Source organism: Paraburkholderia denitrificans, assembly GCF_042655705.1.
Classification (GTDB): Bacteria; Pseudomonadota; Gammaproteobacteria; order Burkholderiales; family Burkholderiaceae; genus Paraburkholderia; species Paraburkholderia denitrificans.
In genome coordinates this window covers 262460-287879 of record NZ_JBHSMP010000007.1, presented here as the reverse complement: position 1 = coordinate 287879, position 25420 = coordinate 262460, and the positions used below count along the sequence as shown (strand labels likewise).

The 25420-nt window shown below is 61.7% G+C and carries 20 protein-coding genes, 2 tRNA genes and 2 pseudogenes; 15 read left to right on the top strand and 9 right to left on the bottom strand.

Going from position 1 to position 25420, the window contains the following annotated elements:
* From ACFPTO_RS04655 to ompR, 3 genes are all read right to left on the bottom strand, one after another.
* Complete coding sequence (locus ACFPTO_RS04655) at positions 1–549, bottom strand: peroxiredoxin (RefSeq protein ID WP_293045679.1); 549 nt, start codon at positions 547–549, stop codon at positions 1–3.
* A 162-nt stretch (positions 550–711) separates the two neighbouring features.
* Positions 712–2061, bottom strand: a complete 1350-nt coding sequence (locus ACFPTO_RS04650; protein WP_377709803.1) for an ATP-binding protein — start codon at positions 2059–2061, stop codon at positions 712–714.
* 44 nt (positions 2062–2105) lie between these two features.
* Entirely contained in the window at positions 2106–2840 is a 735-nt protein-coding gene (ompR, locus tag ACFPTO_RS04645) for an osmolarity response regulator transcription factor OmpR (RefSeq protein ID WP_377709802.1), read from the bottom strand.
* A gap of 224 nt (positions 2841–3064) precedes the next feature.
* On the opposite strand from ompR, the gene ACFPTO_RS04640 reads away from it, so the two are divergent.
* Together ACFPTO_RS04640 and ACFPTO_RS04635 are read left to right on the top strand one after the other, a co-directional pair.
* Complete coding sequence (locus ACFPTO_RS04640) at positions 3065–3406, top strand: hypothetical protein (protein ID WP_377709801.1); 342 nt, start codon at positions 3065–3067, stop codon at positions 3404–3406.
* Positions 3407–3903: 497 nt separating this feature from the next.
* Positions 3904–5121 carry a DUF1501 domain-containing protein gene (locus tag ACFPTO_RS04635; RefSeq protein ID WP_377709800.1) on the top strand — a complete coding sequence of 406 codons (1218 nt, stop codon included), beginning with the start codon at positions 3904–3906 and terminating at the stop codon, positions 5119–5121.
* Between the two features lie 16 nt (positions 5122–5137).
* On the opposite strand, the gene ACFPTO_RS04630 is transcribed toward ACFPTO_RS04635, so the two are convergent.
* Complete coding sequence (locus ACFPTO_RS04630) at positions 5138–6004, bottom strand: squalene/phytoene synthase family protein (protein WP_377709799.1); 867 nt, start codon at positions 6002–6004, stop codon at positions 5138–5140.
* Positions 6005–6275: 271 nt separating this feature from the next.
* On the opposite strand from ACFPTO_RS04630, the gene ACFPTO_RS04625 reads away from it, so the two are divergent.
* Positions 6276–6362: transfer RNA gene (locus tag ACFPTO_RS04625), tRNA-Leu, on the top strand.
* A 137-nt stretch (positions 6363–6499) separates the two neighbouring features.
* Here ACFPTO_RS04625 and ACFPTO_RS04620 read toward each other — a convergent pair.
* Both ACFPTO_RS04620 and ACFPTO_RS04615 read right to left on the bottom strand, forming a co-directional pair.
* Positions 6500–6940 carry a MarR family winged helix-turn-helix transcriptional regulator gene (locus tag ACFPTO_RS04620; protein ID WP_377709797.1) on the bottom strand — a complete coding sequence of 147 codons (441 nt, stop codon included), beginning with the start codon at positions 6938–6940 and terminating at the stop codon, positions 6500–6502.
* Between the two features lie 180 nt (positions 6941–7120).
* Positions 7121–8269: a glycerate kinase gene (locus ACFPTO_RS04615; RefSeq protein ID WP_377709796.1), complete on the bottom strand. Its 1149-nt coding sequence runs from the start codon at positions 8267–8269 to the stop codon at positions 7121–7123.
* 663 nt (positions 8270–8932) lie between these two features.
* Here ACFPTO_RS04615 and tig point away from each other — a divergent pair.
* The 11 genes from tig (at position 8933) to ACFPTO_RS04560 (ending at position 21082) form a co-directional block, all read left to right on the top strand.
* On the top strand, positions 8933–10279 hold the full coding sequence (gene tig, locus ACFPTO_RS04610; RefSeq protein ID WP_377709794.1) for a trigger factor: 1347 nt from the start codon (positions 8933–8935) through the stop codon (positions 10277–10279).
* Between the two features lie 161 nt (positions 10280–10440).
* Positions 10441–11094 carry an ATP-dependent Clp endopeptidase proteolytic subunit ClpP gene (clpP, locus tag ACFPTO_RS04605; RefSeq protein ID WP_293041820.1) on the top strand — a complete coding sequence of 218 codons (654 nt, stop codon included), beginning with the start codon at positions 10441–10443 and terminating at the stop codon, positions 11092–11094.
* A 216-nt stretch (positions 11095–11310) separates the two neighbouring features.
* Complete coding sequence (gene clpX / locus ACFPTO_RS04600) at positions 11311–12582, top strand: ATP-dependent Clp protease ATP-binding subunit ClpX (protein WP_377709793.1); 1272 nt, start codon at positions 11311–11313, stop codon at positions 12580–12582.
* Between the two features lie 202 nt (positions 12583–12784).
* The gene (gene lon / locus ACFPTO_RS04595; RefSeq protein ID WP_377709792.1) at positions 12785–15217 is read left to right on the top strand and encodes an endopeptidase La; all 2433 of its coding nucleotides are present in this window, start codon (positions 12785–12787) and stop codon (positions 15215–15217) included.
* 264 nt (positions 15218–15481) lie between these two features.
* On the top strand, positions 15482–15850 hold the full coding sequence (locus ACFPTO_RS04590; RefSeq protein ID WP_377709790.1) for an HU family DNA-binding protein: 369 nt from the start codon (positions 15482–15484) through the stop codon (positions 15848–15850).
* Positions 15851–16004: 154 nt separating this feature from the next.
* Positions 16005–16080: transfer RNA gene (locus ACFPTO_RS04585), tRNA-Val, on the top strand.
* A 205-nt stretch (positions 16081–16285) separates the two neighbouring features.
* Positions 16286–17629 (top strand): tyrosine-type recombinase/integrase, encoded by a 1344-nt coding sequence (locus ACFPTO_RS04580; RefSeq protein ID WP_377709788.1) that lies wholly within the window; start codon positions 16286–16288, stop codon positions 17627–17629.
* A gap of 654 nt (positions 17630–18283) precedes the next feature.
* Entirely contained in the window at positions 18284–18715 is a 432-nt protein-coding gene (locus tag ACFPTO_RS04575; RefSeq protein ID WP_377709787.1) for a MarR family winged helix-turn-helix transcriptional regulator, read from the top strand.
* A gap of 61 nt (positions 18716–18776) precedes the next feature.
* A complete protein-coding gene (locus ACFPTO_RS04570; protein ID WP_377709786.1) occupies positions 18777–19340 on the top strand; it encodes a cysteine hydrolase family protein in 564 nt (187 codons plus the stop codon).
* A gap of 1 nt (position 19341) precedes the next feature.
* A complete protein-coding gene (locus ACFPTO_RS04565; RefSeq protein WP_377709785.1) occupies positions 19342–19671 on the top strand; it encodes a hypothetical protein in 330 nt (109 codons plus the stop codon).
* Positions 19643–21082, top strand: coding sequence for a DHA2 family efflux MFS transporter permease subunit (locus tag ACFPTO_RS04560; RefSeq protein ID WP_377709783.1), 1440 nt, complete (start codon positions 19643–19645; stop codon positions 21080–21082). The genes ACFPTO_RS04565 and ACFPTO_RS04560 overlap by 29 nt, the downstream gene beginning before the upstream one ends.
* An 881-nt stretch (positions 21083–21963) precedes the next feature.
* On the opposite strand, the gene ACFPTO_RS04555 is transcribed toward ACFPTO_RS04560, so the two are convergent.
* Positions 21964–22992 (bottom strand): cyclase family protein, encoded by a 1029-nt coding sequence (locus tag ACFPTO_RS04555; protein WP_377709782.1) that lies wholly within the window; start codon positions 22990–22992, stop codon positions 21964–21966.
* Between the two features lie 85 nt (positions 22993–23077).
* The gene (locus tag ACFPTO_RS04550; protein WP_377709780.1) at positions 23078–24355 is read right to left on the bottom strand and encodes a citrate synthase family protein; all 1278 of its coding nucleotides are present in this window, start codon (positions 24353–24355) and stop codon (positions 23078–23080) included.
* A 194-nt stretch (positions 24356–24549) separates the two neighbouring features.
* Here ACFPTO_RS04550 and ACFPTO_RS04545 point away from each other — a divergent pair.
* Positions 24550–24723: pseudogene (locus ACFPTO_RS04545) on the top strand (isocitrate/isopropylmalate family dehydrogenase); the annotation flags it as partial.
* A gap of 171 nt (positions 24724–24894) precedes the next feature.
* Here the strand turns inward: ACFPTO_RS04545 and ACFPTO_RS04540 are convergent.
* A pseudogene (locus tag ACFPTO_RS04540) lies at positions 24895–25420 on the bottom strand (IS5/IS1182 family transposase); the annotation flags it as partial.

Here is a 25420-nt window from a genome sequence, read left to right as displayed (position 1 = left end):
CTAAAGCGTCGCGCCGCCGATGGGGCGTCCGCTCGGGCACAGCTCGCCGGTTTGCAGGGCATCGAGCACGCGCAGGATCTCGTCGGGATTGCGCCCGATGTTCAGATGGTCGACGGAGACGTGCTGGATCACGTTGTCGGGATCGACGATGAAGGTGGCGCGCAGCGCCACACCTTGCTCCTGGTCGCGCACGCCGAGCTGGTCGATCAACTCACCCTTCACGTCGCCGAACGAATAGTGGTTCAGGCGGTCGAGTTCCGCGTTTTCGCGGCGCCACGCGAGCTTCACGTACTCGTTGTCGCAGCTGCCGCCCATCAGCACGGCTTCGCGGTCCTCGAACGCTTTTTGCAGCCGCGCGAAGCCGACGATCTCGGTCGGGCAGACGAGCGTGAAGTCCTTCGGATAGAAGTAGATGATTTTCCATTTCGACGAGAACGTCCGCTCGGTAATGTCGAGAAACGCCGACTCGCCGTTTTCTTCCGGCTGGTTGAATCCGGGCTTCGCCGCGGTGACGGAGAAGGCTTCGAGTTTGTCGCCCACTGTCTTCATGCTGCCGCTCCAGGTGAGAGAGTGATCGGCTTGATCAAGACGATTGTGACAGCCGCGGCGCTCGTACGGCACGACGATGTGCCGCAGGCCTTGCGCGGGCGAGGGGAAAGCTGCTGATATGGCCGGGTGCGGCGAAGTGCGCCGTGCCGCTGGCTGTGACGTTTATACGCCCTTGGCGAGCGGAAACTCGATCGTCACCTCGAGCCCGGGGCCGGGCAGGCGGTTGCGCAGGCGCAGCGCGCCGCGATAGCGGCCTACGAGCCGCTGCACGATCGCCATGCCGAGGCCGGTGCCGTTGGCCTGCGTGCGGGCGCTGTTGACGCGATAGAACGGACGCGTCACGAGTGCGATCTGGTCTTCGGGAATGCCAGGCCCTTCATCGACGACCGACAGCTCCACGCGCGAATGCGAGACGCGCGTTTCGAGCATGATGTGCGGAATGCCATCCGAGTCGCTCGCGCCGTATTTGCGGGCGTTTTCGATCAGGTTGCCGAGGACGCGGCGCATGTCGGTGTCGTCGGCTTCGATCATGGCGGACGGCGCGAGGCGCGTGATGAGCCGCACTCCGTCTTCGCTCGCCATGCGCGCGGCCATTTCGCCCGCGATCACCGAGAGGTCGACGCGTTCAGTCATGCGCTGTACCGGACGGGCATAGTCGAGGAAGCGGCCGATGATCAGGTCCATCTGCTCGATGTCGTCGATCATCGCATCCTTGGTTGTCTGGTCGGACGGACTCATCTCCGTCTCCAGCCGCAGCCGCGCGAGCGGCGTGCGCAGATCGTGCGAGATGCCCGCCAGCATCAGTGCGCGATCCGCTTCCAGCTGTTCGAGATCTCGCACCATCTGGTTGAAGCTTCGGTTGGTTTCGGCGGCCACGCCCATGCCGCTCTCGGGCAGTGGCGCGGGCGACTGCCCGGAGCCCACCATGCGTGCCGACATCGCGAGCCGCGCGAACGGGCGGTTCACGAGACTCGTGATGAACGCCGCGCCAAAAAGCGAAAGCGCGAGCGCGGACACGCCCCATCCGACCCACTGCAGCCCGGTGACGTTATCGAGTTGATCGCGGTCGAGCGCGACCCAGTAATCGTCGTCGTCGATCTTGAAGCTGATCCACACGCCCGGAATGTCGTTGACCGACTGGGCGATGACGGTGTCGTCGCCAAGGCGCCCGCGGATGTCGTGCTCGATCAGCCGGTTCAGCGATTCGTCGGGCTGGAGCTTGTATTTGTCGGTGGCTTCGCGCGGATAGACGCGCACGCCTTCGTTGCTCTCCAGGTCCTGGAGCAGCGCGCGGCGCAGGTCGGGATCGGAATAGAGCAGCGCGGTGCGCGTGAGCTTCACGACCGCGACGAGCTGCAGCGCCACGCGCTGCGCGCGCGGTTCGCGCTCGATCACGCGAAAGCTCTGAAACCACGCCGCAAGACTGACCGCGATTAGCAGTGCGATCAGCAGGAAGGTGCGCCAGAACAGGTCGCCGAACGCAAGCGTCAGCAGACGCCGGTCAATCCGCATGGGACCTTCCTGTCAAACAGAGGAATTGCAGACGCCCAGCCGGTTCAGGCTGCGCCGTCCGGAATGAATACGTAGCCAAGGCCCCAGACCGTCTGGATGAAGCGCGGACTGCCCGGATCAGGCTCGATCAGCTTGCGCAGACGCGAAATCTGCACATCGAGACTGCGGTCGAACACTTCGTATTCGCGACCGCGCGCCAGCTCCATGAGCTTTTCGCGCGAGAGCGGTTGACGCGGGTGGCGCGCGAAAACCTTCAGCACCGAAAACTCGCCCGTGGTGAGCGGAATTTCCTGGCCGGCTTTCGTCAGCGTACGCGTGGCGAGGTTCAGCGCGAATTCGCCGAATTCGAAGACCTCGGTGGTTTCCGACGGTGCGCCCGGCAATTCCGAAGGTGCCTGGCGGCGCAGCACCGCGTGAATGCGCGCGACGAGTTCGCGCGGATTGAATGGCTTCGGCAGATAATCGTCGGCGCCCATTTCCAGGCCGACGATGCGATCCACATCCTCGCCCTTTGCCGTGAGCATGATGATGGGCGTGCGGTCGTTGCTCCCGCGCAGACGGCGGCAGATCGACAGACCGTCTTCACCCGGCAGCATGAGGTCGAGCACAAGCAGATCGAAACGTTCGCGCACCCACAGCTTGTTCATGGCGGGTGCGTTTTCAGCAACGTAGACATTGAAACCCTGCTCGCCGAGATAACGCCGCAGCAAATCACGCAGGCGCGGGTCGTCGTCGACAACCAGGATTTTCGAGGGGTTCTTGGTTTCCATGGCAGGCATCTTATCGCGATTGGACTGTAGTGCGAGTTTGCACCAATTAACGGGTTACAGTCAGTTACAAAATTTACCCGTGGTGTGCCACGGCATCAAGAGCTGACGGATAGACTCCTTTACGGAATGCGGCGGTTCGGTAGATACTTCATCCGACTTTAAATTGCCGCTCGCACCAACGCGGGTTTGCACGGATTCAAGGTAGCTGTTTGCCGCGTGACGAAGGGAACAGAATGAAGGGAGGGGTCAGGCCGACAATGCGCCATACCATGATTGCACTGGCGCTAGCCGGTGGCATCGTGGCCGCATTGGATCCGGCCACGGCCAGCGCCGGGCCCTCCATCAACCGGCATGACGGCCCTCACATGTCCTCGCATCCCGTGGGCTACAAGCCGCCTGCGCACCGCTTCCGCAGCGATCCGCCCGATTATCCCGCCTCCGATCTGAACTCGCACACGCCCGGTGTTCCGCCCGACCTCGACCAGCGGCGCCGCGATGGCCACATGACACCCGAAGAGCGCCGCCTCCTGCGCCAGCACATCGAAGACGCGGTGCGCGAGCTTTACAAGCGCTGAGTGCATTGCCGCGCGAGACAGCGTCGTTCCCGGTGCACGCATGATCGATTTAATGGCCATTACCTGGCAATTGCGAAATCAACATCCGTTGCGGATCATTTGCCGGGCCGCGATATTCAAAGCACATGGGTTTTCTCCTCGCTTCGCTTGCGAGGCGATTAAGCGAATCACGTTTGACGCTGCTCAGGTGCAATCGTTTGCCGATCAGTCTATTTGTACGATCGAATCTACGCGCATGCGTGCGCGACGATTGCTTCGATTTCAAACGGACGGCTTGCACCGTTGGACGCGAACACGGATGATGTGCGCGCACCGGCGCCGCGGGCGCAAGCGAAGCGCAACGTGCTGCCGATCGACTCCGCCAATGCGTTTGCGCCCGCGACCAGTGCGGGCGCATCTTGAAGCACTGCTGATGGACCTGAAGCACCAATTGAAATGAACAGTCGAATGAGGGAGCGGGGCAGTTCGCGCGGCCGCCACGAGAGGCAGGACGCACCATGAAGCGACGCGAGTTTCTGGCGGCGAGCGCTGCGGCGGGAATGGCGCTGTGGCTGCCGGGCGCGGCTCACGCGCGAAGCGGCGCGGCAGGTCCGTTTGAGCCGGGCTACGACAATCTGCTGATCCTCGTCGAACTCAAGGGCGGCAACGACGGACTCAACACCGTCGTGCCGTTCGCCGATCCGCTTTACCGCCGCTATCGCGCGAACATCGGCGTGCGCCGCGATCGGGCGATCCAGCTCGACGAACGCACGGCGCTGCATCCGGCGCTTGCGCCGCTCATGCCGATGTGGCGCGCGAGGCGGCTGGCGATCGTGCAGGGCGTGGGGTACGCGCAGCCGAATCTGTCGCACTTCCGTTCGACCGAAATATGGGACACCGCGTCGCGCCCGGATCAGTACCTGCGCGACGGCTGGCTCGCACGTGCATTCGCGAACGCGCCGGTGCCGACGAGCTTCGCGACGGATGGACTCGTGCTCGGCAGTGCGGAGACAGGCCCGCTCGCGAACGGCGAGCGCGTGATTACGCTCGTGAATCCGGCGCGCCTTGCGCTCGCGTCGCGCCTCATCACGCCGACATCATTGGATGAGCCCGATCCGACGCTTGCCCGCCTTCTCGACGTCGAACGCGACATCCTCAAGGTTGCCGACCGGTTGCGCCCGAGGCGCTCGCAGCAGTACGCGCTGAAGACCGTGTTTCCGCCGGGGCCGTTCGGCACGTCGATCAAGACGGCCATGCAGGTGCTCGCGTCGGGCGACACGGTACAGGGTGTACCTGTGCCGGGCGAGGGCATCGCGGCGATCCGGCTCACGCTGAACGGCTTCGATACGCACGAGAACCAGCCGGGCCGGCATGCGGCCCTGCTGCATCAGTTCGCTGCGGGCATGGTGGCGATGCGCGATGCGCTCGTCGAACTTGGCCGCTGGGATCGCACGATGATCGTCACGTACGCGGAGTTTGGCCGCAGCGTGCGTGAAAACCCGGACCGCGGAACCGACCACGGCACGGCGTGCGCGCACTTCGTGGCCGGTGGCCGCATCGCGGGCGGCCTGTACGGCCAGGCGCCGCAACTGGCGCGGCTCGACGGCGACGGGAATCTGCCGGCGGGCGTCGATTTCCGGCAGCTCTATGCGACGGTGCTGGGGCCGTGGTGGGGGCTCGACGCACAGGCCGTGCTGCAGGACCGCTTCCAGCCGCTGCCGGTGCTGCGCGTGTGATCGGGCGATACGTGTTTCAGGCGCGCCGAGCCGCGCGCCACGCGATCCAGAGCTTGCGGATCGGCGTCAGCACGATCTGCTGATGCAGCACCTGGAAGCGCTCGCGCTCCACTTCCTCCAGCAGGGCAAGCGACAGCGCCGCGAGCGAGCGCAGCGTACGCTGACCGCGCCGTTCGGCGGCGGGAATGCCGTCGAGTGCGGCGGCGATCGCTTCGCGCGCACGCGCCGTCTGGAACTTCATGAGTTCGGTGAATTCGTCGCTGTAGCGGCGATTGATCAGATCGGCGGCGGTGACGTTGTAGCGCTGCAGTTCGTCGATCGGAATGTAGACGCGGCCATGGCGCGCATCGTTGCCGATCTCCGGCACGAATTGCGCGAGCATCAGCGCGTTGCCGAGCGGCGCGGCCCATTGCGCGGCGGCGCTCGCATCGCGTGCGCTCACGCGTGCGACGAGCGTGGCGAACGTGCCGCCGACGGCGTCCATGTAGTGCCGAAGGTTGGGGAAGTCGAGATAGCGCGCCTGATCGAAGTCCATCGCGTAACCGGCGAGCAACGCCTGCAGCGCGGGGTATGTCGCCTTGACATCGTCGAGATGGTGCGCGAGCGCCTGCGTCACGGGATGCGCCTGCGCGGTGTTGTCCGCGCCGCTTCCTGCGCCGTTACCGGCAGCAGCAAGCCCGGCGAGTTCCTTTTGCCACCACGCGAGCTTCGTGCGCCCGACGGTGGGGTCGCTCGTTTCCTTCGCGGTTTCTTCCAGTTCGCGGCGCAGTGCGAAGAGGGCGGCGAGAAGCGGTTGGCGCGCGGCGTTTGCCTGGCGCAGCGCGTAGTAGGTGCCTGATCCGGGCGGAGCCGCCTTTTGCTGGCAGTAGTCGTCGAAGTTCACGGTGTCTGCGGGGTGGGGATGTGCGCCGCGGCGGCAAACAACGGGCAACGGCCCGGGCTGTGGCGGCAAACTGGCGATTCTAGCATCGTGCACATGCAGACAAGCGCCAGGCAATCGGTTAGAATTTCGCGCCTGCGCATTGGAGGCGTGTGCACGTGAATATCGTGCCCGTCCTGCCCGGCAGCGTCTGCAACGGGAGATTCACACGGTTGAATGGCACGCGAGATCGCAGCGGCCCTCTCAGCGGCCCTGCGAGCAGGCGAAAAGATTCGCGTGAGTGGCGAAATTGGTAGACGCACCAGGTTTAGGTCCTGACGCCCGCAAGGGTGTGCCGGTTCGAGTCCGGCCTCACGCACCAACTCTCTTTTCCCGATAACCGGATACGCGCGCGGCGTGTATCCGGCCTGTATCCAGGCAGCAATCATTCGAGGCCGGTTCTACACCGGCCTTTTCCTTTTCTCCAGACTTCCGCTCGCCGCGTGGCGATGAAACCGGCTAGATCTCGTAAGCCTCGATGACCTTGCTGAGCGCGCGCCCCAGCGTTTCGCGTTCTTTGTCGTCGAGGCAGGAAAACAAGTCCTGATTCCACTTGCGCGCGATCGGCATCACCTTGCGGTAGAGCGCACGTCCTTCTGGCGTGAGCGACACGAGTACGAGGCGGCCATCCTCCTCGCTCGCGTCGCGGCGCATGAGGCCGCGGCGCATCAGCGCCTCGGCCGCGCGACTTGCCTGGCTCTTGTCGAGATTCGCGTGGCGTGCGAGTTCCATCACCGAGAACGGGCCGAATGCGCCTACAGCGCCAATGAGCCGCGCCTCGGGCAGCGTGATGCCGAGCTTCGCCTGGTAGCGTTCGGTGCTGCCCCGTTCGGAGAGCTTGTTCAGGACATGGAGCCGATAAGTCAAATATTGCTCGAGTCCGGCTTTGCTTGCCTTCATGATCGTCCTGGTTGCGTAGGGGGAATGCGCAATGCGTGAGGGGTGCGCAAGGCTACTGCGCGTGATGTGATTGTTGCCGCAACCGGCCCGCGGGTCAACGTCGCGGAGTGCGAAATACATGCCACGCAAGAACGTGGTGCGCGCATCTTTTAACCGCTTAACGAGGAAGACAGTTGCGCGTCAGCGCGTGCCGAAACGCAAGCGTGCAAGCTGTTCGGTAACGTTCGTGAGCAGCGTCGCCGCGTCGCGGATCGCCGCGTCCAGCGTGATCGGTCCGGGTGCCGGCGAAAAGCAGCCGCTGAAGTGTTCCGACAGGCGAGGCAGCGCGGCGGGATCGACCGCGCCGGAGAGCAGCGTGGCGGGCACGCCCGCGGCCTGCGCATGACGGCAAGCAATGAAAGGCGCCTTGCCATGCAGCGTTTGCACGTCCGAACGGCCCTCGCCCGTGATGAGCCAGTTTGCGCCGCGCAATGCAGTATCGAGGCCGATCTGACGGGCGACGACTTCCGCGCCCGGTTCGATGCTCGCGCCGAGCATGCGCAGCGCGAAGCCGAGTCCGCCCGCCGCCCCCGAACCCGCTTCATTGCGCACACGACGATTGAGCGCCTCTTCGACGAGGTCGGCGAAGTGCGCGAGTGCCGTGTCGATCGGCGCGACCTGTTCCGGCGTCACGCCCTTTTGCGGACCGAACACGGCCGTTGCACCGTGCTCGCCCGTAAGCGGATTGTCGACGTCGGACATGGCGACGAACGACGCCTCGGCGAGCCGCGCATCGAGGCCCGACACGTCGACACGCGCCACGCGCACGAGCGCTTCGGGCGTGGGGTCGACAGGCTGGCCCGCTGCGTCGAAGAGCTGTAGTCCGAGACCGACGAGCAGACCCGCACCGGCATCGTTTGTACTGCTGCCGCCGAGCGCGACGTAGAAGCGCCGCACGCCTTCGTCGAGCAGCATGCGGATCGCCTGACCCATGCCGATCGTGCTGCGCGCTGCGACCGGCACGCCCATGCCCACGGGATCGGTGATGCCGACGATTTCGGCGGTTTCGACCATCGCGCTGCCGTCCTGCAGCAAGCCGACCGCGGCGGCGCGCATCGGCCCGGCTGCGCCGCGCACGCTGATTACATGGCGCTTACCGCCTGCGAGGAGCATCGCGTCGAGCGTGCCTTCGCCGCCATCGGCCATCGGGCACAGGCGGATATCCGAGTCCGGTCGCGCGCGGCGGATGCCTTCGGCGATCGCGGCGGCCACGCCGTCCGCACTGAGCGAGCCTTTGAACGAATCCGGAGCAATGACGACGACGGGAATGTCAGGCGACGGGTTGGACATGGTGTCTCGATGCTGGCAAGGGTTGGTATAGGCAGGCGTCGGCTGAGGCCGGCGGGGCGGTCGGCCAGACCGCTAGCTTAACAGCGCTGTCGTGCGGGCTGGATATGCCACATTCGCTAACGTGGATAGGCGTGGATCGGGGTGAATCAGCGTGGATTAGCAGCCAGCGCGGCGGCCACGATTTGCATCGGCGGCGAACTCGCCCGGCCCGATTGGCGCTTTAACGCTGTGCGAGGAAGTGCCCGGTATGCGGTTTATGGCGGGTTTGCGGACGATTTGTGCCGGTTGCGCACGCACGAATGCCGTGTTCCAGCGCCATCCCGGGAGGAACCGTGCGGCAAATCCATTTGACGGCGGAAATAGTTTGCTAAAATACTTGGCTCTTTTGACGGAACCGCGTCGCAAATCGCTCATTGCGGTGCAGCAGAGCGCACGCATGGGCGGGTTCCGGAGCGCGCAGGCGGCCTTGGTCGCGCGTGCGTGTGAAAGGCGGCGCGGGGTTGCCAGCGGGGGTTGCCAGCATTGGGCGCACAAGCACCTGCAAGCGGCGCAACGAGGTGCAGGCGCTGTGGGTCGCCTCACCGCATGCCCGACTGGGCAGGCGGACCGCGGCACAGCAAAGATTACTGATTCGCTCGAATAAATTTTAGGACGATTGAAGCCATGGCTAACGTTGTTGAAAACCTCGGCAAGCTCGAACGCCGCGTGACGATTTCCCTGCCGAAGGATGCCGTGCAGAAAGAAGTGGATTCGCGCATCCGCCAACTCGCGAAGAACGTGCGCATGCCGGGTTTCCGCCCGGGCAAGGTGCCGCTCAAGATGGTCACGCAGCAGTACTCGGGCCAGGTCGAAGCCGAAGTCCTGAGCGACAAGATCGGCAAGGAGTTCTTCGACATCAGCCGCGCCGAGAACCTGCGCGTTGCCGGCCAGCCGAGCTTCGCCCCGAAGACCGAGGCCGCTGAAGGCGCCTACGCGTTCGACGCGACCTTCGAGGTCTATCCCGAAGTCAAGATCGGTGACGTCGCAACCGCCGAAATCGAGCGCACGACCACGTCGATCGCCGATACCGAAATCGATCGCACGCTCGACATCCTGCGCAAGCAGCGCGTGCATTTCCACGCGCGCGGCGACGCGGGCGAGCACGGTGACGGCGGCGCCGACACCGCAGCGAAGAGCGGCGACCGCGTGACGGTCGACTTCGTCGGCAAGATCGACGACGTCGCATTCCCGGGCGGCACGGCAGAAGGCTTCACGTTCGTGCTGGGCGAAGGCCGCATGCTGCCGGAATTCGAAACGGCTGCACTTGGCCTGAAGCAAGGCGAGTCGCGTGAATTCGACCTGAGCTTCCCGGCGGACTATCACGGCAAGGACGTCGCGGGCAAGACCGCGAAGTTCACGATCACGATGCACAAGATCGAGTGGCCGTACCTGCCGGAGATCGACGCGGAATTCGCGAAGTCGCTCGGCATCGCCGACGGCGACCTCGTCAAGATGCGCGGCGAGATCAAGGACAACCTGGAGCGTGAAGCGAAGCGCCGCACCCAGGCCATCGTCAAGAACCAGGTGATGGACGCGCTCCTGAAGATCTCCGAACTCGACGTGCCGAACGCACTCGTCGAGCAGGACCAGCAGCGCCTCGTCGAAATGGCGCGCGCGGACCTCGTGCAGCGCGGCGTGCCGAACGCCAAGGACGCGCCGATTCCGGCCGAGATGTTCAAGGACCAGGCCGAGCGCCGCGTCAAGCTGGGCCTCGTGCTGGCCGAACTCGTGAAGGCGAACAGCCTTGAGGCGAAGCCGGAGCAGATCCGTGCCGAAGTCGACGAATTCGCGAAAAGTTACGAAGACCCGAAGGAAGTCGTGCGCTGGTATTATTCAAACCAGCAGCGTCTCGCCGAAATGGAAGCCTTCGTTGTCGAATCGAACGTTGTGGATTTCGTGCTCGACAAGGCCAAGGTGACGGACAAGCTCGTGAGCTTCGAAGAACTGGCAAGCGCAACGGCGCAGGCTTAAGGCGACCGCGCAGCGGCGTGCCGGCTGTCGGGGCTTCCGATGGCGAGCACGCCGTTTTTGCGTCCGCGTAATTTTCCCATTCGGCAAGTGTGGTTGAATTACGCGGCGTCCGCCTCCATACGGGGTAATCAGAAGAGATCTTCCAGACAAGGATGCACCGCATGACCATTCGCGCTCAATCGCTGGATACGTTGACCTCCCACGCATCGCGGGATCTCGAACCGCAGGCGCTCGGGCTCGTGCCTATCGTCGTGGAGACGAGCGGCCGCGGCGAGCGTTCGTACGACATCTACTCGCGCCTGCTCAAGGAGCGCGTGGTGTTCATGGTCGGCGAAGTGAACGACCAGACTGCGAACCTCGTTGTCGCGCAACTGCTGTTTCTCGAAAGCGAGAACCCGGACAAGGACATCAGCCTGTACATCAACAGCCCGGGCGGCTCCGTGTCGGCCGGCATGGCGATCTACGACACGATGCAGTTCATCAAGCCGGACGTTTCGACCCTTTGCATGGGCCTCGCGGCCAGCATGGGCGCGTTCCTGCTCGCGTCGGGTGCGAAGGGCAAGCGCTTCGCGCTGCCGAATTCGCGCGTGATGATCCACCAGCCGCTCGGCGGCGCGCGCGGCCAGGCGTCGGATATCGAAATCCAGGCGCGCGAAATCCTGTATCTGAAGGAACGCCTGAACCAGCTGCTCGCGCACCATACCGGCCAGCCGGTCGAGCGCATCGCACGCGACACCGACCGCGACAACTTCATGTCCGGTGAGGACGCGCAAGCGTACGGGCTCGTCGACCAGGTGCTCCACAAGCGCCCCTGATCCGGCCCGTTCTGGCGCGCCGCCCGCAATCGACGGAGGCTTCGGTCTCCGTGGAAAAAGGGATTGGCGCTGCCGCGCGAACCGTGTGGAATAATCGGAAAACGCGCTCGCAGCCTGCGGCCCACACGCCGTCACAGCAAGCGGTTCACCCGCCTCCCGGTGTGGCCGGGGGAAACGGCGTATCATGTAAAAGAGTGTCCGGAGGCTCATCTATCCATGGCGGACAAGAAAGGTTCCAGCAGCGAGAAGCTGTTGTATTGCTCGTTCTGCGGCAAAAGCCAGCATGAAGTAAAGAAACTGATTGCGGGGCCGTCGGTGTTCATCTGCGATGAATGCATCGACCTGTGCAACGAAATCATTCGCGACGAAGCCGCAGGCGCCGGTGTCGACGCAGCGCTGTCGCGCTCGGACCTGCCGGGTCCGCAGGAAATCCGCGACATCCTCGACCAGTACGTGATCGGCCAGGAACGGGCGAAGAAGATTCTCGCCGTGGCCGTGTACAACCACTACAAGCGCCTGAAGCATCTCGACAAGAAAGACGACGTCGAACTTTCCAAGAGCAATATCCTGCTGATCGGGCCCACGGGCTCCGGCAAGACGTTGCTCGCGCAGACGCTCGCGCGCCTTCTGAACGTGCCGTTCGTGATCGCCGACGCCACCACGCTGACCGAAGCCGGCTACGTGGGCGAGGACGTCGAGAACATCATTCAGAAGCTGCTGCAGAACTGCAACTACGAGGTCGAGAAGGCGCAGCGCGGCATCGTCTATATCGACGAAATCGACAAGATCAGCCGCAAATCGGATAACCCGTCGATCACCCGCGACGTGTCGGGCGAGGGCGTGCAGCAGGCGCTGCTGAAGCTGATCGAGGGCACGATGGCGTCGGTTCCGCCGCAGGGCGGCCGCAAGCACCCGAACCAGGACTTCATCCAGGTCGATACGACCAACATCCTGTTCATCTGCGGCGGCGCGTTCGACGGCCTGGAAAAGGTCATCACCGACCGCACCGAAAAGACCGGCATCGGTTTTGGCGCGAGCGTGAAGAGCAAGCAGGAGCGCGACGCGGGCGAAGTGCTGCGCGAAGTGGAGCCGGAAGACCTGATCAAGTTCGGTCTGATTCCCGAACTGATCGGCCGTCTGCCGGTGGTCGCGACGCTCGGCAAGCTCGACGAAGCCGCGCTGATGAAGATCCTGGTCGAGCCGAAGAACGCACTCGTCAAGCAGTATCACAAGCTCTTCAATATGGAGCACGTGGAACTGGAGATTCGCCCGGCCGCGCTGCAATCGGTCGCGCGCAAGGCGATCCGCCGCAAGACCGGCGCGCGGGGCCTGCGCTCGATCCTCGAGCAGGCGCTGCTCGACGTGATGTACGATCTACCAGCCATGAAGGGCGTGAGCAAGGTCATCATCGACGACAACGTGATCGACGGCGACGGCAAACCGCTGCTGATCTACGAAGACGCGCCGAAGGTGGCAGGATCGAACTAATGGCGGTGATCGGCTAAAGAGTTCTGGAAAAAAGCCGTTCATACAATGAGATGAACGGCTTTTTCGTTTGTCTGGTTTTGTCTGGTGGTCGATGGCGCACTATTTCTGGAGTCACTGAACTTTTCCCACACGCTCGAGGCTTGCAATCGCTGTCGCAGGCCTTACTTATCGAATGAATTGATTCCACTCATGGGGAAATGAAATGTCAGGAACCCAACTCCTCCCGCCGGAACGCACCACGCTCCCGCTGCTGCCGCTGCGAGACGTCGTAGTTTTCCCGCATATGGTGATTCCCCTCTTCGTGGGCAGGCCGAAATCGATCAAGGCCCTCGAAGCGGCGATGGAAGGCGGCAAGCACATCATGCTTGTCGCGCAAAAAACCGCCGCGAAGGATGAGCCGACCGAAAAAGACATGTACGAAGTGGGATGCGTTGCAAACATCCTGCAGATGCTCAAGCTGCCCGACGGCACGGTGAAAGTGCTCGTCGAGGGGCTGCAGCGCGCGAAGACGCTCTCCATTGAAGAGCAGGAAGCGCAGTTTTCGTGCGACGTGATGCCGCTCGAACCCGATCATGCCGACGGCGCCGAAACCGAAGCGCTGCGCCGCGCGATCGTGTCGCAATTCGACCAGTACGTAAAGCTGAACAAGAAGATCCCGCCGGAAATCCTGACGTCGCTGTCGGGTATCGACGAAGCGGGTCGTCTCGCCGACACCATCGCCGCACATCTGCCGCTCAAGCTCGACCAGAAGCAGCACATCCTCCAGATGTTCCCGGTCGTGGAGCGTCTCGAGCATCTGCTCGCGCAACTCGAAGCCGAGATCGACATTCTCCAGGTGGAGAAGCGCATCCGCGGCCGCGTGAAGCGCCAGATGGAGAAGAGCCAGCGCGAGTACTACCTGAACGAGCAGGTCAAGGCGATCCAGAAGGAACTGGGCGAAGGCGAAGAGGGCGCGGATCTCGAGGAACTCGAGAAGCGCATCACCGCTGCGCGCATGCCCAAGGAAGCCAAGAAAAAGGCCGACGCCGAGCTGAAGAAGCTCAAGCTGATGTCGCCGATGTCGGCGGAAGCGACGGTCGTGCGCAACTACATCGACACGCTGATCGGCCTGCCGTGGCGCAAGAAGAGCAAGGTCAACAACGACCTCACGAACGCCGAGACTGTGCTCGACGAAGACCACTTCGGCCTTGAGAAGGTGAAGGAACGCATTCTCGAATATCTCGCGGTGCAGCAACGCGTGGACAAGGTCAAGGCGCCGATCCTGTGCCTCGTCGGGCCTCCGGGCGTCGGCAAGACCTCGCTGGGCCAGTCGATTGCGCGCGCAACGAATCGCAAGTTCGTGCGCATGGCGCTCGGCGGCGTGCGTGACGAGGCCGAGATTCGCGGTCACCGCCGTACGTATATCGGTTCGATGCCGGGCAAGATCCTGCAGAGCCTCACGAAGGTCGGCGTGCGCAATCCGCTCTTCCTGCTCGACGAAGTCGACAAGATGGGCATGGATTTCCGCGGCGATCCGTCGTCGGCGCTGCTCGAAGTGCTCGATCCGGAACAGAACCACACGTTCGCCGATCACTACATCGAAGTCGATTTCGACCTCTCCGATGTGATGTTCGTCGCCACGTCGAATTCGCTGAACATCCCGCCGCCGCTGCTCGACCGGATGGAAGTCATCCGCCTGTCGGGTTACACGGAAGACGAGAAGGTCAGCATCGCGCAGCGTTACCTGCTGCCGAAGCAGAAGAAGAACAACGGCCTGAAGGCCGGCGAGGTCGAGGTCACGGAAGGTGCAATCCGCGACATCATTCGCTATTACACGCGTGAAGCGGGCGTGCGTTCGCTCGAGCGCGAAATATCGAAGATCTGCCGCAAGGTCGTGAAGATGCTTCTGCTGAAGAAGGCGCAGGGCGCGGTGACGGTCGACGGCACGAATCTCGATACGTTCCTCGGCGTGCGCAAGTACGACTTCGGCCTGGCTGCGAAGGAAAACCAGATCGGCCAGGTCACGGGCCTCGCCTGGACCGAAGTCGGCGGCGATCTGCTGACGATCGAAGCGGCGGTCATGCCCGGCAAGGGCAACGTGATCCGCACGGGTTCGCTCGGCGACGTCATGAAGGAATCGGTCGAAGCGGCACGCTCGGTGGTGCGCTCGCGCTCGCGGCGTCTTGGCATCAAGGACGAGGCGTTCGAGAAGCAGGACATCCACATCCACGTGCCGGAAGGCGCGACGCCGAAGGACGGTCCGTCCGCCGGTATCGCGATGACGACCGCGCTGGTGTCGGTGCTCACGGGCATCCCGGTGCGCGCCAACGTCGCGATGACGGGCGAGATCACGCTTCGCGGCGAAGTGCTGCCGATCGGCGGTCTGAAGGAGAAGTTGCTCGCAGCACATCGCGGTGGCATCAAGCTCGTGCTGATCCCGGAAGAGAACGTGAAGGATCTTTCGGAGATTCCGGACAACGTGAAGAACGCGATCGAAATCGTGCCGGTCCGCTGGATCGACAAGGTGCTCGAACTGGCGCTCGAACGTGTGCCGCAGGCGCTGCCGGAAGAGGAAGTGAAGGCGGACGAGGCAAAGGCAGCAGCGCCCGTCGCCGAACCGGCGGACGCCAGCGCGACCGAAGTGGTCAAGCACTGAGTTCGCTGAAGCAATGAGGCGGCCGGCGCGTCCTGCGCACGGCCCGCGATGTACCGAAAACCCGCGGCTTGGCCCGCGGGTTTTTTATTGCGCGAACGAGGTGTAAATCCCGTGCGAATCCCGTGCAAGCCTCGTGCAAACCCCGCCCGGACGATTGATCGCGGCATCTGGGGGCGGCGCCTCACCGCGCCCTAAAGGAATTCCTCAAAAGTCCCGTTAAATCAGGCTGAACCCGGCTTGACACCGTCGATTCCGACCCGTTAAATGAGCGAGCCCGGCATAGAGGCGGGCCCGTCTTTTCCTGAATCCCGGCGCGCAAAGCGTCGCAATGATTACCCAAACACATTCTCGGGGGCTGGAATGAATAAAACGGATTTGATCGATCACATCGCTCAGCAAGCCGATATCTCGAAAGCGGCTGCGGGACGCGCACTCGACGCCGTGATCGGCGGCGTCAAGGGCACGCTCAAGAAAGGCGGGTCGGTCACACTGGTCGGCTTCGGCACATTTGCCGTGGGCAAGCGCACGGCGCGCACGGGGCGCAATCCCCGCACCGGCGATGCGATCAAGATCAAGGCCGCAAAGGTCCCGAAATTCCGGCCTGGTAAAGCACTCAAAGATGCGCTAAACTAGCGGGCTTGCTGGCCGTCGTTGTGCAATTTGCACCGTGCAGGCCGGCATAGTGCGCAGAAGGTGCTGAAAAAGCACATAAAAAAAGCGCACTGAAAGAAGCACACAGATGTTGTGCAAAAAGCAGTGCAACGAGCAGTTCAGGAATCGCTAAGCTGGGTGCTTAGCTCAGTTGGTAGAGCGGCGCCCTTACAAGGCGTAGGTCGGGAGTTCGAGCCTCTCAGCACCCACCAGTTTCGTGATCCGTTTCTGTCCAAGGTAGTCTGAAAAAGTTGTCTGCAGTCTCTGAAACCCGCGTGGCTATTGGCTCCGCGGGTTTTTTGTTGCGTCCGGACAGTCCAGAAACGTCCACGGTCGGCTGTTAGAACCCGTACTTTTATCGTTGTATTTTCCGGAGTATGTTGTATCCGTTCTCAGTTCCAGACACGGTATACAACGATGGCCCGATCTCCTCTCCACCAGCTCACCCGGCTCGAGATTGTCAACGCGAAGCCGGCCGTCAAGCCTTACATCCTGTCGGACGGCGGCCGGCTCTATGTGCTCGTTAAGCCGGATGGCGCCAAACTCTGGCGCTGGAATTACGACTTCGCGGGAAAAGCCAAGACCATGGCCTTCGGTAGCTGGCCGGAAGTCTCGGAGAAGGAAGCGCGTGCTGCGCATGCAGCCGCACGGGAGTTGTTGCGTCGGGGCGTTGATCCCATGCAGAAGCGACGCGAAGACAAGCGGCGCGCAAGATTCAACGCAGAGGCCACCTTCGAAGCTGTCGCGAAGGCATGGATTGCTGCACAAAAGGCGCACTGGTCGCCCGACTATCTCGACAAGATTGAACGACGGCTCGCCAAAAACGTGTACCCGTGGCTTGGCAAGCGGCCGGTCGCGGAGATCACCACGCCGGAATATGTGAAGCAGGTCATTCACCGCGCGCGCGACCGCGGTGTCCTCGACACAGCGAGACGGGTAAGAGAGACCTGCAACTGCATCTTCCGCCATGCTGTCGAGAACGGACTCATCAAGTCGTCCGAAAATCCGGCAATCGACCCCAAGGTGGGCGGGGTCAGGACGCCGCCGGTGCAGCATTACGCTGCCATCATCGACCCAGAATCACTGGGCCAGTTGATGCGGGCAATTCGCTCCTACAAGGGCACGCCGATCGTCCGCGCGGCCTTGCAGTTCGTGCCGCTGGTTTTTCAGAGGCCAGGCCAGATAAGAACCGCACGATGGGAACAGTTCGACCTCGACAGGGCGCTGTGGACCTGCCCGGCGGCGATGATGAAGGGGAAGTTGGCGCGTAAGAATAGCGGGCCACCGCACTTGGTACCGCTGTCGCGCCAGGCCGTGGCAATACTGAGAGACCTGTATCCACTGACCGGCCCGGAAGGCTATGTGTTCCCCAGCCGGAAGGCGCGGTTGCCGATGTCGGACGGGACAATCAATGCGGCCCTGAGGACTATCGGCTATTCGGGCCATGAAATGACTGGACATGGTTTTCGGGCTACCGGCCGGACCCTGATTCGTGAGCGCTTGGGATACGACAAGGAGGTCGTTGAGCGGCAACTAGCTCATGGCAGCGATGAGGAGCTCGGAGACGCATATGATCGAGCCCAATTCTTCGAGCAGCGACGAAAGATGAGCCAGGACTGGGCCGACTATTTGGACCGGTTGGCAAGCGGCGAAGGTCGGGGCGAACGTGCATGGCCGCATATACCGGCGCCGCAGAGAACCTTGTCCGTCGATGTACCGACGGCCGGTGCCGAATCCCGGCATTCAACGACTGCATGCTGAACTGCTGCTCATGGTGGAAACTTTGTTGGAGGTCGGCCGCCTATTCGCCGACCTGTAGCGAGTCTGTTGCCGCATGTAGACGCCACGGTCTATCGAGGTTCGGCTGTCGGCAGTGAAATGGAGAGAGACGGAGATCTTCGGGTCGCGAATGATTGGCAGTGCAGGTAGTACATTTCACCACCTCGAACTTTCGATGTACTTTGAGATGTACTTGCCTATGTCCGGATTGGGTTGTTCGGGGATAAGCGGTATTGGACCAAGACTTCACCGCGCTCTATGGATCAATCCGTTTGTTTGGACTCCTTTGTACTTTTCTGACCGATTGTTCGAAGCCCAGGAGAGGACTCGATTTATTAATTTAAGTGGCTGATTATATGTAAAAACTACTCGATAGCGTATGGCCTGTGTACTACTTGATGTACTAGACAGTGTGCGAGTTGGTACTGGCGGTGCGACGGGAAGTCGGACTCCTAGAGATGCCTGTCCTGTGTTGTAAAGTGCAACAAAATCGCGGGCGATTGTGGAGATAGAGGGCGCCTGGCGCTTGAGGAGTATCAGATTCGGTGCAGGCAGTGGATGTCCCTTAGAGCAGATCAAAGGCGTTAAATAGCAGCTAAATTTGCAAGTTTAGCTGCTATTTAATATAGTGCAGTTATGACAACCGATCCCACCTTGGACATTGTTGCGAAGGACCTCACGGCCGCGATCAGTCGCGTGTTGCGCCGACTACGCACTGAAGCCAATCCGACTGAGTTGGCCCTCTCGCATATGGGGGCCCTGGCTCGCCTCGAACAAAGCGGACCCATGACGACTGCGGATCTAGCGCGCGCAGAACTGATGAAGCCGCAGTCGATGGGTGTCATCTTGGGGAGTCTTGAGCAGGAAGGACTGATCGAGCGCCGACCCCACCCAACGAATCGTCGTCAGATCCTTTTTGTGCTGACTGCGGCTGGTGTGGCGGTGAGAACCAGCCACCGTGCCATGAAGCGAAACTGGTTGGTCGGAGCCCTCGGCCAACTCGATCCGGCTGACCTGGAGGCGCTTGTCGCCGCGATCCCGATCATCCGGCAGGTCGGCGATTCCTGACGTTCGTTCGCAGCGTCAACGGTGCGCAGGAACATCAACTTCAAACCCGTAGGAGACCTACATGGCTGCAACTCAACTTGATTCGAAAACCGCGCTGATCGTCATCGATCTGCAGAAGATCGTTGCATCGATTCCCACCGCCCATCCCTTTGCAGACGTGTTGGAGAACGCCAGTCATCTGGCGGCAACCTTCCGCCAACATGGCCTTCCTGTCGTTCTGGTGAACGTCGTCGGGACGGCGCCGGGCCGGAAGGGCCAGCCCCACGTCGGCGGCGCGTTCCCGCCGGAATGGTCAGAGCTGGTGCCGGAGCTGAATCAGCAGCCGCAGGATCATCTTGTGTCCAAGAAAACTTGGGGCGCGTTCACTGGCACCGACCTTGAGGCGTACCTCAAATCCGCCGATATCACCCAGGTGGTGGTCTGCGGCGTCGCGACGAGCGTGGGTGTCGAGTCGACTGCGCGACACGCCCATGAACTCGGCTTCAACGTCACCCTCGCTGTGGACGCTATGACGGACACGAGCGCGGAAGCACATGCCAACAGCCTTGAACGGATCTTTCCGCAGCTTGGCGAGGCGGCCACAAGTAAAGAGATTGCCAATCTCCTTTCGACAAGGAGCGCCTGAGATGTCCTGGCTTCCCCTGCTTGCTTATTTCTTCGGTGGCTTCTTCCTGGCGAACGCGGTGCCGCATGCCGTGAGCGGAATGATGGGACGGCCATTCCAGAGCCCGTTCGCCAAGCCGCCGGGAGAAGGGCTGTCTTCGTCGACCATAAACGTGCTCTGGAGTTTCTTCAATATCATTATCGGCTACCTGCTGGTCTGCCGTGTCGGTGATTTCCAATTGAGGGATACAGCCGACATCGTTGCCTTCGGCGCAGGCGCATTCCTGATCTCACTGTTTTCGGCCCGGCATTTCGGCCGGTTCAATGGCGGCCATGCCACAAAACTCTCCTGAAGCCGTCGAGGTTGCGGATGCGCCTGCGACGGACCGGCTGGATCCCTCAGTTTGGAAAATTGCCGGTGTCGCGCTGTTCGGGGCTCTGCTCGCACAGCTTGACGCGACCATCGTCAACGTCTCCCTGTCAAACCTCGCGGCGGAGCTGAAAAGTAGCCTTTCGACGATCCAGTGGGTTACGAGCGGCTATTTGTTGGCGCTCACCCTGGTTCTGCCGTTGAACGGATGGCTGGTCGACCGCATCGGCGCCAAGGCGCTCTATCTCTGGTGCTTCTCGGCGTTCACCTTGTCCTCGGCGCTGTGCGGCCTAGCCTGGTCGGCGCCCTCATTGATTGGGTTCCGCGTCTTGCAGGGCATTAGCGGCGGCCTGTTGGCGCCCATGACCCAGATGATGATCGCGCGGGCGGCAGGTAAGCAGATGGTGCGGGTGGCGGGCTATATGGCGCTTCCCGTCCTGCTGGCCCCCGTCTTTGGTCCCGTCATTGCGGGCGTCATCCTGCAATATACGTCGTGGCGCTGGCTATTTCTGGTCAATCTGCCGGTCGGGGTGGTCGCCCTTCTACTGGTGGCCTTGTTCCTTCCGAACGACCGAAACGAGACGACGCGACGGACTCTGGACTGGCTCGGTCTCGCGTTGCTTTCGCCCGGACTGGTGATGTTTCTGTATGGCTCCGAGCGCCTAGACGACACGGCGGGGCGCATTATTTTGGCAGGCAGCGTCGCGATGATGGTGTCTTTCCTGCGGACAGCGCGGCGAAAGGGAGACGATGCGCTGATTGATCTGCGGCTGTTCAAGGGCAAGGTCTTTTCCACTGCTGCCATCACGCAATTCCTGTCGAACGGCGGCATGTTCGCCGGACAGATGCTTATCCCGGCCTTTCTCATCCAAGCGTGCGGCCGGACGCCCGGTGAAATGGGCTGGATGCTCGCGCCGCTTGGCATCGGCATGATGCTGACCAACCCCTTCATGGGCGTGCTGACAGATAGATTCGGCATTCGGCTCGTATCTGCGGGAGGCGCTCTCCTGACGCTCGTCGCCACATTGCCCATGCTGTACCTCGCTGCCCAAGGGCTGAACCTCTTGGTGCTCATACCCGCTCTGCTTTTACGGGGAATGGGGATGAGCGGCGTGGGGCTGCCGTCGCTGACGGCTGCCTATGCTTCGGTACGCAGAACGCGAATGCCGATGGCGACGACTTCGCTCAACATCGTTCAGCGCCTCGGTGGACCGACGATGACTACTCTTTGCGCGACATTCCTGGCGTGGAAGCTAAAGTCCTTCGATGTGGGCCATGCGGTTTCAAGTGCATACGGGTGGGCGTTTCTAATCCTCTGTGGTATTCACGCCTCTGCCTTTCTCGCTGCGGTCCAATTGCCACGTCGACTGGACGACGTGACGATCCATGAGTGAAAGGTGGGTGTCGCGCTGTGAGAGATACGTTGGGCCTTGTCGCTGCGCAGCATCCTCGTCCGTGTAAAGATAGGAGAATCGCTGTTGCTTCCGCGCTGCATAAGCAACCCCGTCACCGATGGCGAGGACTGGCATCATTGGGTCGATCCGGTGCATCGCTTTCGATACGATGCGACCGGCTCTACGCGCTTCGCACAGATGGTAATGTGACGGATCTTCCTGACTCCAGTGCTCGACTAGTTCTGCCAAAGTAAGTCCTGCCAACTCAGGATGATATTGCAGGAAGCGATCGAAGCGTACCTGAAGCAAGTAAGACCTGACCTTCTCCCTGCATTGCGTCGGTTGAATGGGTGGCGTGCCTCGATTTGCGAACCTTGTCCTTCATCACGGCCCGCACCGGACAGGCGGATTTTTAACGAGAGCGTTGAGCGCACGATTGCCGTCGTGACGCGCATCAACCTCCTGAGCGAACGCCACTTCGCTGTATGCGAGGACTCTAAAGCCGGTCCCTGCGACGCGCGGGATAGCGATGCCCCAATGCCATCCCCCATCCTGTTCGAAGACGTGCAGCGTCAGGTGCTGCGCCGACGTTTGAGGTATAGCCACACATGCTCTCCTTTCGCAACTATGGTAGTCAGACGGAGAGAGGTTTCCAGCCCCACTCGAATCGAGATGCCGGAATGTTGTTCCGAAGCCGTCACGAAGGCCCATGGTTGCCGCTCCTAGAACCCGCTGCTCAGAATGCGGCGGGTTAGGTCAAGAACCGGTGACATTTTTTGATTCCTGTACTATTCGCAGGATTGGGGAGCAGTTTTCAGTACGCCCCGACAACCCTGCAGGTCTACCGCAACGAACAGGCCTTCGGGCGAATTCATAGGCTTCTATACTGTTGCGACAGGTGTGACCGGTGATCCGGCCGCCCCTGGCAACCGCAGCGGCGGAGCTGTAAGTAGGAACCTGTTGCGACCGTGCTCGCGCAGCCATCGATTCAGGGGGGAGAGCAACCACTGCTCTCCCAGCGGCACTCCCAACTTGAACAGGCAATGTTCATGGATGGTGCTCGCAGCGCCCGGCGGCGGTGGGAGAATCTCAACTGCGCGATTGTCCGAAATGAGGGCTGCGACACCGGAGTCCGTGATCCATTGCAGCAGTCGGGAGTCGGATCCATCGAGTCCTGCGCAGCTATTGTGCAGTCGCCAGGGATCTGGTGCGCGGTTCATTTCGAGCAGCAATTCGTCAAAACCCGTACATAAACACAGCATGTCGCCGGTTTCGACCTCCACTCCGTCGTCGTCGAAAATCCGCATGAGTTCGTCATAACCGACGCGGTGGTGTTCGCGGCCAAAGCGATCGAACAGGTCGACCATTACGCCACGCCCTTGCACGCATGTGGTGGCCATCGTGTCGATTCCCAGCGGCCCGGCGCTGACGCCTTCATAGCGGGCCCATTCGTCGACGCCTTCGCGGGGCTGTGGCGTCACGATGTCTTCCCCACCGCGCCATCCGTTGTAGTAGACGACCTCGTCGACGCCATCGCCGTCCGCATCAAATTTGGCGCCTACGTGCGCAAGGCTGTCCCATTGGGTCGAGTACTGAGTGGAGAGCAGCACAGCGTCGTCGCAGACGACCGACTGCCGCTCAGTACCCGGTACAAGTCGCGAATGGTTGTGAAAGCACTGGCCACCATGCATCGCACCGAACAGCCGGGGCGGGTGTCGTCGAGGATTGGCGACATTACCTCCGGGGTAGTCAAGCGGCAGGCTCAGGCAAAACGTTATACCTTCCCTTGCCTCCGCAAGGCCCTCCCTGACCTTTTCCGGCGTCAGAAGATTCAATCTCCCAATTTGATCCGCTTCACCGAAATCACCCCAGTTCGAACCTTCCGGCCGATGTATCCACCGCTTGCCCATGCTGTTTCCTTGAACTCAAATAACGGCTGACCATACGATTCAAGGGGTAAGCTGTCAATATCGATTGAAATTGTCGATATATATGTCAACGTGGCAGAACCCCGTTGTAGTTGACTTTCCACCGCACAAGAGGAGCCTCGTTTTGCTGCTCCCATGCATGCGCCACCCATCCAGCGATGCGCCCTAGCCGCACAAGATTCGCGTCCGGTGCGGCGCCGATGCGCCGGTTCACGTAGGCCGCCAGCAAGGCGAAATCCGGTTGCTGTCCTGTAAGATCAACAGCAAGGTCGATGGCGCGTTCGAAGCGTGCAAAGTTTCGGTCGGCGGCCAACAGAACGCGCAAAGACGCCCACAGCGCCGCCGACCGTGGATCTGGAGCATTGAATGGCGAGTAGCCAAACCCAGGAATGTCTTCGCTCTCACGCACGCGAATCCTAACTGGCTCGGTTGTATCGGAAGCAGTATCAATTTCGGCCAGAAAGCGGGACAGCGCCGCGACCCGAACAGCCGGTAAGCGTCTGCCTGTGACGGCTGAGAGGCCGGCAATCACGCAGCGATAGGGCGTCGCGCCCGTGCTGGCAGCCGCGCGAGCGACATAAGTCGCGGGATGCAGCGCCTGGTCGGCCGAAAGAACGAGCACCCTGCGTACCGCATCCTCAAGTTTCGCCCCGCATTTAGTTGTCGCACCGATGTAGCGATGCAACGGCGACTTCGCGGGAACTGATTCTCCCAGCATCCAGGCAGCAAACCAGCGCAAGACATCTGCTCCGGAGCGAAGAAAACCTTGCTTGCCGAGGTCATGGGCACGAGGATTGGCTCCCTCGACAGCGGGGAGCAGCATGATGGCGCGGTCCAGCGCGGCATAGCTCGCACAGGCTTTGGGTAGTGCATCACTATGCGGGGGGAGCGACGTCGCAGGGGCGTCAAAGGGGTCGAAGTCGCCGGCGTCCCAAAGCAGTCTGGCAACGTCCTCCAACGTAGCTTCCTCTGCCAGGTCAATTGCACTCACACCTCGATAGAAGGAGCCAGCCTCCGTCATCAACGTAATAGCCGACGAACCTGTAAGGCCCGGTGCTGTGTCGCGCGCAGAGGCAGGCGCGATCCCCGACTTGATCTGTTCAATATCCGAGCGAAGGTAGCGGCTGACCCGACTACCGCGAGTCTTGTGTGCGCGAATGTTCTTTCGGCTGACATAGGTGTAAAGCGTCGGCACGCTGACGTTAAGCGCGCTTGCGGCTTCCTCGGCCGTCATGTAGAGGCCATCGCTGGAGCCCAGCGGTACGGGAGTTTCGTTTGCCATGAGGTGCGAGGTGTAAGTCGATATATCGACAATTATCGTCGAGATTGACTGAAGATGCCACATACATCGACACTTGCTCCTACCGGGCCATTCTTCGCCCGGATGGAGACAACATGAAGGAATGCAGGTTTATTGCCGCGAGCGGGATGCTCGGCATTGGCGTCCCGGAAGACAGCTTGCGCAAGGCGATGGCGTGCCACCCCCATTTCGTTGCCGCCGACGCCGGCACGACGGACGCCGGTCCGTTCGCATTGGGCATGCCCGACCACATTTCGCTGTGGGGTTCGCTGATCAAATTTCGACGCGAGTTTGATCAGTACATCAATTTGCGTCCGGCTCGCCTTTTTGAAGGCGTTCCATCGCCGCTCGCCAATCGCAAACCTGGCGAGATCGACTTCTGGATCGTGCGTGAGAATACGGAGGGCGAGTACCCAACAAACGTTCGTCACGATGTTTCCCGCGTGATTCGCAGGCCGATTAGAATGATGCGATGAGGATCTGTTATGCGGGGGGCGGTCGTATGCGATCGCGCTGCGACTGATTGCCCCGCGTCGTCGTGAATCACTAAGAGGTGTAAGCAAAATGAGCTTTTGGAACTGTCGTCAGCAGACGATGCAGCAGGTCGGTTTCAGAAAGCTTCGTGGATGACAGTCAGGCGGCCGAAGCGGATACGCAGTCGACGGAAGTGGTGAGGCCACGAGCCGGTCCGTTATACGACAGAGTGGGTTTTGCCCAGAGCGCTGCGGTGAGCGCTTGCCGTGCTGCGCTATTTCAGTTGCAATGCAGGCAGCATGTTATAGATGTTTGTTGTGATCGTAGCCTCCTTCGCTCTAAACGATCTGCTGGTTCGATAGTGTTCTGCCGTGTTTGCCGACGATCGGCGGGAATGCATCAACCAGCGCGTGAAGCTGCGTGACATCGTGGTCCTTAGCGCCGTTCAGGGTCACCCCAAGCTGGATGGCCTGCGCGCTTCGGTGACGAGGCAGTGCTTTGAAGTTGGTCACTCGCGGTTTGTGGAGTTGGGTCCCGTGTTTGACTCGTGCCCATGGCGCGGTTTGAGGAGAGGTCGGCGATGATCCGGGACCAGTCGATCTGGTCGGCCGTACGGAAGCGCGCAAGTAGCAGCTC

Bases quoted from the DNA above. Each gene is read 5' to 3' on its own strand.
- ACFPTO_RS04655 (WP_293045679.1), bottom strand. From the start codon at position 549: ATGAAGACAGTGGGCGACAAACTCGAAGCCTTCTCCGTCACCGCGGCG.
- ACFPTO_RS04650 (WP_377709803.1), bottom strand. From the start codon at position 2,061: ATGCGGATTGACCGGCGTCTGCTGACGCTTGCGTTCGGCGACCTGTTC.
- ompR (WP_377709802.1), bottom strand. From the start codon at position 2,840: ATGCCTGCCATGGAAACCAAGAACCCCTCGAAAATCCTGGTTGTCGAC.
- ACFPTO_RS04640 (WP_377709801.1), top strand. From the start codon at position 3,065: ATGAAGGGAGGGGTCAGGCCGACAATGCGCCATACCATGATTGCACTG.
- ACFPTO_RS04635 (WP_377709800.1), top strand. From the start codon at position 3,904: ATGAAGCGACGCGAGTTTCTGGCGGCGAGCGCTGCGGCGGGAATGGCG.
- ACFPTO_RS04620 (WP_377709797.1), bottom strand. From the start codon at position 6,940: ATGAAGGCAAGCAAAGCCGGACTCGAGCAATATTTGACTTATCGGCTC.
- ACFPTO_RS04615 (WP_377709796.1), bottom strand. From the start codon at position 8,269: ATGTCCAACCCGTCGCCTGACATTCCCGTCGTCGTCATTGCTCCGGAT.
- tig (WP_377709794.1), top strand. From the start codon at position 8,933: ATGGCTAACGTTGTTGAAAACCTCGGCAAGCTCGAACGCCGCGTGACG.
- clpP (WP_293041820.1), top strand. From the start codon at position 10,441: ATGACCATTCGCGCTCAATCGCTGGATACGTTGACCTCCCACGCATCG.
- clpX (WP_377709793.1), top strand. From the start codon at position 11,311: ATGGCGGACAAGAAAGGTTCCAGCAGCGAGAAGCTGTTGTATTGCTCG.
- lon (WP_377709792.1), top strand. From the start codon at position 12,785: ATGTCAGGAACCCAACTCCTCCCGCCGGAACGCACCACGCTCCCGCTG.
- ACFPTO_RS04590 (WP_377709790.1), top strand. From the start codon at position 15,482: ATGAGCGAGCCCGGCATAGAGGCGGGCCCGTCTTTTCCTGAATCCCGG.
- ACFPTO_RS04580 (WP_377709788.1), top strand. From the start codon at position 16,286: ATGGCCCGATCTCCTCTCCACCAGCTCACCCGGCTCGAGATTGTCAAC.
- ACFPTO_RS04575 (WP_377709787.1), top strand. From the start codon at position 18,284: ATGACAACCGATCCCACCTTGGACATTGTTGCGAAGGACCTCACGGCC.
- ACFPTO_RS04570 (WP_377709786.1), top strand. From the start codon at position 18,777: ATGGCTGCAACTCAACTTGATTCGAAAACCGCGCTGATCGTCATCGAT.
- ACFPTO_RS04565 (WP_377709785.1), top strand. From the start codon at position 19,342: ATGTCCTGGCTTCCCCTGCTTGCTTATTTCTTCGGTGGCTTCTTCCTG.
- ACFPTO_RS04560 (WP_377709783.1), top strand. From the start codon at position 19,643: ATGGCGGCCATGCCACAAAACTCTCCTGAAGCCGTCGAGGTTGCGGAT.
- ACFPTO_RS04555 (WP_377709782.1), bottom strand. From the start codon at position 22,992: ATGGGCAAGCGGTGGATACATCGGCCGGAAGGTTCGAACTGGGGTGAT.
- ACFPTO_RS04550 (WP_377709780.1), bottom strand. From the start codon at position 24,355: ATGTGGCATCTTCAGTCAATCTCGACGATAATTGTCGATATATCGACT.